This is a genomic window from Neisseria sp. HMSC070F02, assembly GCF_001814225.1.
In the GTDB taxonomy this organism is placed as follows: Bacteria; Pseudomonadota; Gammaproteobacteria; order Burkholderiales; family Neisseriaceae; genus Neisseria; species Neisseria meningitidis.
The window spans coordinates 21,853-28,364 of the sequence record NZ_KV815421.1 but is presented as its reverse complement, the minus strand read 5'-3'; the positions used below and the strand labels follow the sequence as shown (position 1 = coordinate 28,364).

The 6,512-nt window shown below is 51.2% G+C and carries 5 protein-coding genes; 1 reads left to right on the top strand and 4 read right to left on the bottom strand.

Features of this window, described 5'->3' with window-relative positions; translation table 11 throughout:
• Positions 1 to 389: 389 nt before the first annotated feature.
• Positions 390 to 1,694, top strand: coding sequence for an ammonium transporter (locus HMPREF2959_RS05305; protein ID WP_002214279.1), 1,305 nt, complete (start codon positions 390 to 392; stop codon positions 1,692 to 1,694).
• 246 nt (positions 1,695 to 1,940) lie between these two features.
• Here the strand turns inward: HMPREF2959_RS05305 and HMPREF2959_RS05300 are convergent, their stop codons facing one another.
• From HMPREF2959_RS05300 to HMPREF2959_RS05285, 4 genes are all read right to left on the bottom strand, one after another.
• Positions 1,941 to 3,236, bottom strand: a complete 1,296-nt coding sequence (locus tag HMPREF2959_RS05300; protein ID WP_002243623.1) for an NAD(P)/FAD-dependent oxidoreductase — start codon at positions 3,234 to 3,236, stop codon at positions 1,941 to 1,943.
• A 125-nt stretch (positions 3,237 to 3,361) separates the two neighbouring features.
• A complete protein-coding gene (locus HMPREF2959_RS05295) occupies positions 3,362 to 4,249 on the bottom strand; it encodes an ABC transporter permease subunit (RefSeq protein WP_002214281.1) in 888 nt (295 codons plus the stop codon).
• Positions 4,249 to 5,214 carry an ABC transporter permease subunit gene (locus tag HMPREF2959_RS05290; protein ID WP_002214282.1) on the bottom strand — a complete coding sequence of 322 codons (966 nt, stop codon included), beginning with the start codon at positions 5,212 to 5,214 and terminating at the stop codon, positions 4,249 to 4,251. Before HMPREF2959_RS05290 ends, HMPREF2959_RS05295 begins: the two co-directional genes overlap by 1 nt.
• A 15-nt stretch (positions 5,215 to 5,229) precedes the next feature.
• Positions 5,230 to 6,354, bottom strand: a complete 1,125-nt coding sequence (locus tag HMPREF2959_RS05285; RefSeq protein WP_002226587.1) for an ABC transporter ATP-binding protein — start codon at positions 6,352 to 6,354, stop codon at positions 5,230 to 5,232.
• Positions 6,355 to 6,512: the final 158 nt, after the last annotated feature.

Sequence of the window (6,512 nt, the reverse complement as noted above, 5' to 3'; positions counted from 1 at the left end):
CTTGTCCTGATTTTTGTTAATCCACTATATTTCCAATTAAAAATTTTTAATATATTAATCAATAAATTAATTTTATAAAATAAAAATATTGTCAACAATATTTTGCCTTATCGCCCAAACCTCTGTATATTTTCCTACAGTAAATTGTTGACAATCCATACGCCCACATATGCGCCGCCTAAGGATAAATCCTCCCGCCGGACAACGGGTGCAAGGGATTGGATGCGATATTTCCATATTCAAACAAGGGATTTGTTTCACGCACAGGGCGGCACATCGGCAAAATCCCCGCGCCGCCCCGGTCCGGCAGGGCTTGCGTCCCTCCCGGACAAGCCCCGACCCCGCCTTTCCGAAAGACGGGCTCAACCATTAAGGAAACTTTAATCAAAATGAAAAAACACATATGGGCGGCATCTTTGCTGCCGGCATCCCTATCGGCAGAACCTTTAAACTGGTGGAAGCCTTATTCCGCCGTCAATTCGGGCGATACCGCCTGGGTGATGACTGCGGCTGCCTTGGTACTGTTGATGACGCTTCCCGGGCTGGCTTTATTCTACGGCGGGATGGTGCGGAAAAAAAACCTGCTCTCGACGATGATGCACAGCTTTTCCATCGCGACATTGGTGGGCATCCTTTGGGTCGCCGTCGGCTATTCTTTAGCGTTCACGCCGGGAAATGCCTTTATCGGCGGTTTGGGGCGCGTATTTTTAAGCGGGATGCAGATAGACGCTGCCGCACAGATGCTGACCGTGTCGCCCAATGCGCCGACTGTTCCCGAACCGGTATTTATGTTTTTTCAGATGACGTTTGCCATTATTTCGACCGCCATTATTACCGGCGCGTTTGCCGAACGGATGAAATATTCGGCAATGATGCTGTTTTCGGGCATATGGTTTTTATTGGTTTATGTGCCGGGAGCGCATTGGGTGTGGGGCGGCGGCTTTATGAGCAAGGGCGGCGTATTGGATTATGCCGGCGGTACGGTGGTGCACATCAATGCCGGTATCGCGGGACTCGTCGCCGCCTTGGTTTTGGGCAGGCGCATAGGCTACGGGCGCGAGGCGATGCCTCCGCACAATATGGCGATGACACTGATCGGCGCGGCAATGTTGTGGTTCGGCTGGTTCGGCTTTAACGCCGGATCGGCGCTTGCGGCAGACGCGGCGGCGGGTATGGCGATGGCGGTAACGCAGGTGTCGGCCGTATTCGGCGCGGCAGGCTGGCTTGCCTGCGAAAAAATAGCGGGACACAAACCTTCCGCTTTGGGGCTGGCTTCCGGCGCGGTTTCCGGTCTGGTCGGCATCACCCCTGCCGCCGGCTTTACCGGCCCGTCGGGCGCGGCCGCCATCGGTATATTGACTGCCGCCGCGTGCTTTGTGTCCGTCACCGTCGTCAAACACAAATTGCGTTACGATGATTCTTTGGACGCTTTCGGCATACACGGATTCGGCGGGCTGGTGGGCGGAATATTGACCGGCATCTTTTTCGACAACCGCATTTTCGGCGGGGATGCGGCAGTTTGGCAGCAGTTGTGGATACAGGTAAAAGACGGGTTCGTTATGGCGGCATACAGCGGGCTGATGAGTTGGGCGATTTTGAAGGTCGTGGGGAAAATCTGCGGCGGCCTGCGCGTCGGCAAGGATGTCGAACGCGAAGGTTTGGATCTGAATATCCACGGCGAACGCGTGGAATAAGGGCGGTTATGCCGTCTGAAGCCTGAAAATCGGGTTTCAGACGGCATTTTTCACGTTTGCCGCCGATGGATAAACATATAGTGGATTAAATTTAAATCAGGACAAGGCGACGAAGCCGCAGACAGTACAGATGGTACGGAACCGACTCACTTGGTGCTTCAGCACCTTAGAGAATCGTTCTCTTTGAGCTAAGGCGAGGCCAACGCCGTACTGGTTTTTGTTAATCCACTATACTGCCTGCGACGCTTAACGGCTGTCTTTCCACTGATAATATTTCGAGCCGAGGAAAGAACCGAGTTTGCGCAAAAACGGTTGCAGGATAATATTCGGCTGGCGCAACCGCTCAAACGGCTTCAGACGGCATTCGTCCCCTAAAATTGCTTCGGCAACCGCCAAACCTGCAATACCTGTTATCGCCATCCCGTGTCCGGAATAACCTTGCGTATAAAAAACATTCGGGGCCAAACGTCCGAAATGCGGGACAAGGTTGGCGGTAATATCGCACTCCCCGCCCCACGAATATTCGATTTTGACATCGGCAAGCTGCGGAAAAACTTTAAGCATATCTTGGCGGACAAGCTCGGTCATACGCGCAGGATTGTCGATAAACTCGTTATCCTTACCGCCGAAAAGCAGTCTGCCGTCCGCGCTGAGGCGGTAATAATCCAAAATATGGCGGTTGTCGCATACAGCCATATTGTTGCGGATAAGCCCTTTTGCGCGCGCCCCCAAGGGTTCGGTGGCAATAATAAAGGTGCTAACGGCAATCGCCTTACGCTCCAAAGGCTTGAATATCGGATTCAAACCGGCATAGGTATTGACAGCATAGACCACATTTTTGCACTCGACGCTGCCTTCGGGCGTGTAAACCAGCCAACCGTTTTGATGCGGTTCGATGCACGTCATCGGGGATTGCTCGAAAATCTGCGCACCGGCTTCGGCAGCGGCACGAGCGATGCCCAAAGTGTAATTGAGCGGATGCAGGTGTCCGGATAAGGGGTCGAATTGTGCCCCTTGGTACATATCGCTGTCAAGCTGCTGTTTCAACTCGGCTTTATCCCAAAGTTGATAATGACTCGCACCGTAATGCCGTTGGGCGTGTTCATGCCACTGCTGCAACTCTTCCCAATGCTGCGGACGGACGGCAACCGTGGCATAACCGCGCTGCCAATCGCAATCAATGGCATGTTTGCGGACGCGTTCGTCCACCAGTTCGACCGCCTGCAAAGACTGTTGCCAAAACCATTGCGCCTGCTCCAAGCCGACCTGTTTTTCAATTTCCCCCATACCGCAGGCGTAATCGCTGATAACCTGCCCGCCACTCCGTCCCGACGCGCCGAAACCGATACGCGCGGCTTCCAACACAACCGTTTCATGTCCCTGCTCCGCCAAGGGCAATGCAGTGCACAAACCACTCAATCCGCCGCCGATGATACAGGTATCGGTTTTCAGACGGCATTGAAGTTTCGGATAAACAGTATGAGGATTAACCGAACTAAAATAATAAGAAGGCAGATATTCTTGAAAATCAGGGCGAATCATTGTGTTTGCTTTATCAGGTGTATTTTCGGACGGAATGATACAGGCTGTCGGGCCATATCGTCCAAACAGAAAATCGGTTGAAGAAAACAGGCTGACCCAGTCATGCGGTCAGCCTGCCTTATTAATTAATTTGCTTTCTCGGCAGCCAATTTTTCTTGGCGGTAGGCTTCTGCCGCTTCTCGGTCACGCTTGGTTGCCTGCCTCATCATCCAATAATTGACGATGATGACCAATGTTCCGATGATGCCGATTAGGATGGTCGCCAAGACATTCATCTGCGGATCAAGACCCAGCTTGATTTTGGAGAAAATCACCTGCGGCAATGTGGATGAACCGGGGCCGGAGAGGAATGAGGTAATTACCAAATCATCCAAAGACAGGGTAATGCCGAGCAGAAAGCCTGAAGCGATGGCAGGGGCAATCAAAGGCAAAGTGATGACAAAAAAGATTTTCAGCGGACGCGCGCCCAAATCCATTGCGGCTTCTTCGAGCGATTGGTCAAGCTCAACCAGACGCGAACGGATAACAACGGTAATGTATGCCATGCACAGCGTCGTATGTCCTAAGAAAATAGTGAAAAAGCCACGATCGAAGTAGAGATGTTGTAACCATTCGCTGCCCTGCAAAAATATCTGTACCTGAATAATCAGCAGCAGCATAGACAGACCGGTAATCACGTCGGGCATCACCATAGGTGCGGAAATCATACCGGCGAACAAGGTACTGCCGCGAAAACGTTTAATCCGCGCCATCGCATAGCCTGCCAGCGTGCCCAAAACGACGGCAGCAAGCGAAGACACAACGGCAATCCGCAGCGACAGCCAAGCGGCTTCCAAGATGGTGTCGTTTTCCAGCAATGCGCCGTACCACTTGGTCGAAAAGCCGCCCCAAACGGTTACCAGCTTGGATTCGTTAAACGAATAGATGACCAAAACAACCAGCGGGATATACAGAAACGCCAGCGACAGTGCCAACATCAGTTTCAAGAACCAAGATAATTTGGATTTCTGCATTATTTGGCTCCTTCTTCCAATTCGCGGTTTTCATAATGCTGAAACAGGGCAATCGGCACGACCAGCAGCGCGACCATCACGACGGCGACGGCGGAAGCCAGCGGCCAGTTGTTTTGATCGAAGAACGCCTGCCACAAGACTTTACCAATCATCAGGTTTTCCGAACCGCCGACCAGCTCGGGAATGACGAACTCGCCGACAGCAGGGACGAAAACCAGCATGGAGCCTGCAATAATGCCGGTTTTCGACAAAGGCAGGGTAATCGTCAAGAACGATTTGACCGGCCCCGCACCCAAATCGGAAGCCGCTTCAAGCAGGCGGTTGTCGAGTTTCACCAGTTGCGTGTATAGCGGCAGAATCATAAACGGCAGATAGGCGTAAACCATCACCAAATTGAGCGAAAAGGCATTGTAGAACAAATCCAAAGGCTCGCTGATAATACCCATTTTAATCAACAGGTTGTTTACAATACCGTTATGCCCGAGCAGACCCATCCACGCATAGACGCGCAACAGGAACGATGTCCAAAAGGGCAGCATAATGGCAAGCAGCAAACCATTGCGGACAGAAGGATTGGCACGAGAAATCGCATAGGCGGTCGGATAACCGACCAACAGGCAAATCACTGTCGTCATCAATGCGGTTTTGATTGAAGACCAGTAGGTCATCAGATAGATATTGCTGTTTTCACTGTCGCCGAACGGGTTAAGGGTATGCCAAAAATTTTGGAAAATATCGGCATAGTTTTGATAACTGATGGCGATATTCAGACGACCTAAATCTTCGTCGATGCTGGTCAGCGGCGTAAACGGCGGAATGGCGATTTCTTGTTCGGCAAAGCTGATTTTCAGCACGATGGCGAACGGAATCAGAAACAGCACCAAAAGCCAAATATACGGTACGGCAATCACCGCACGCTGCCCCGGACGGCGGAACAGTTTGTTTTTCAGTTTATTAAGGTTCATTGCATTCCCCTTAAATCAACGGAACAACGGAGTCGGTTGGTTTTCCGGCCAGCTGATATAGACGGTTTCGTCCCAAGTCGGCGGTGTAATGTTGCGCACATACCAGTAAGGGGCGGGGACTTGGCTTTTGACGACGCGCCCGTTGCCGAGCTTGATATGGTAAATGGCGAAGCTGCCCAAATAGGCGATTTCTTTTACCGTGCCTTTCGCCCAGTTGTAGTCGCCCAAATATTCGGGTTTTTCTTTATATAAATCAATATCCTCTGGTCGAATACTAACCCAAAGGTCCTGCTCGCTCGGACCACCCAAACCGTGATCGATGCGGACGTGGTTTTCCAAACCTTCGCATTCGATAACGGCATAGTCGGCATGATCTTCAATCACCACACCGTCAAAGATGTTGGTTTCGCCGATAAACTCGGCAGTGAAGCGGCTGTTGGGATAGTCGTACACGTCGCTGGGTGTGCCGACTTGCTGCAACTGACCGTCAGACATAATGGCGATGCGGGTCGCCATCGTCATCGCCTCTTCTTGGTCGTGCGTAACCATAATACAGGTTACGCCGACTTGTTCCAGCGTATTGACCAACTCAAGCTGGGTTTGTTGGCGCAGTTTTTTGTCCAATGCACCGAGGGGCTCATCCAGCAGTAGAATTTTCGGACGTTTTGCCAGACTGCGTGCCAAAGCAATGCGCTGCTGCTGACCGCCGGACAATTGGTGCGGTTTGCGTTTAGCAAATTTGGTCATCTGAACCAGGCGGAGCATTTCTTCGACGCGCGCGGCGATTTCGCCTTTAGGCATTTTGTCCTGTTTCAGACCGAAGGCAATGTTTTGTTCTACGGTCATATGCGGAAAAAGCGCGTAACTTTGGAACATCATATTGATGGGGCGATCATAGGGTGCAAGTTTGGTAATATCCTGACCATCAAGGATAATTTTTCCCTGATTGGGACTTTCCATACCCGCCAGCATACGCAGCAGTGTAGATTTTCCGCTGCCGGAACTGCCCAAAAGGGCGAAGATTTCGTGTTGATAAATGTCCAAGTCGATGTTATCGACAGCGTAATTGTCACCAAACTTTTTCACCAAACCTTGGATTTGCAGATAAGGCTTGGTTGAAGACGCAGTGGTTGCGGTCATAATGGCAATACTCCAATAAAAAGACGAGTACCGGCAAAACGGATGTTCGAATGGGTGATAAAAAGCTGTTTGATTGCTGGCGGGAGTTAAACGTTTGATGCCGTCTGAAACTCTTGTAAAGCGCACGGGCAGCATGAAATGGAACAAGATTCCAAAGA